General features: G+C 61.3%; 2 protein-coding genes. Both read left to right on the plus strand.

Features of this window, described 5'->3' with window-relative positions; all coding sequences use genetic code 11:
* A partial coding sequence (locus tag ACR0LF_RS23635) for a proton-translocating transhydrogenase family protein (RefSeq protein ID WP_480856499.1) occupies window positions 1-323 on the plus strand: 323 nt, incomplete at its 5' end.
* A gap of 13 nt (window positions 324-336) precedes the next feature.
* A partial coding sequence (locus ACR0LF_RS23640) for an NAD(P)(+) transhydrogenase (Re/Si-specific) subunit beta (RefSeq protein WP_480584113.1) occupies window positions 337-850 on the plus strand: 514 nt, incomplete at its 3' end.

Genomic DNA, 850 nt, shown 5'->3' on the forward strand with positions numbered 1-850 from the left:
TGCTGGGTGTCGGTGGCGCGCTGATGCTGTTGGTGGGGCTGGTCGCTCCGGCCAGTTTCATGCAGCATTTCATCGTGTTCGTGCTGGCGATATTTGTCGGCTTCCAGGTGATCTGGGGCGTCGCGCACAGCCTGCACACGCCGCTGATGGCGATCACCAACGCGATCTCGTCGATCATCATCGTGGGGGCGCTCATGCAGATCGGGTCGGGGTCGTTCCTGGTCATTCTGCTGGCGGCGCTGTCCGTCTTCATGGCCGGGATCAACATCTTCGGCGGCTTCCTCGTAACCCGGCGCATGCTTGCCATGTTCCAGAAATCTTAAGGAGGCCGGGCACATGGAATTTGGCTTCACTACTGCCGCCTATGTCGTTGCGGCTGTTCTGTTCATCCTTTCGCTCGGCGGTCTGTCGAACCAGGAAAGCGCCAAGCGCGCGGTCTGGTACGGTATCGTCGGTATGGCGCTGGCGGTCTTCGCCACGCTGGTCGGTCCGGGTTCCGGCCTGTGGCTGCTGTCGCTGCTGCTGATCGCGGGTGGCGGTCTGATCGGTCAATATGTGGCGCAGCGCGTGCAGATGACCGAGATGCCGCAGCTGGTGGCCGCGATGCACTCGCTGGTCGGTCTTGCGGCTGTGTTCGTAGGTTTCAACGCGCATTTTGAGATCGGCAACGTGGCGCAGGTCATGGCCATCGCCGATAGTGCATCGCAGGCGGATCTGTCCGATCTGGGAGCCTTCGCCAAGCTGATCGCCAAGAAGACACCGGCTGAGCTTGCGATCCTGCACGTGGAACTGTTCCTGGGCATTTTCATCGGTGCGATCACCTTTACCGGCTCGGTTGTGGCCTATGGCA

This window comes from Ruegeria sp. E8 (assembly GCF_056533985.1).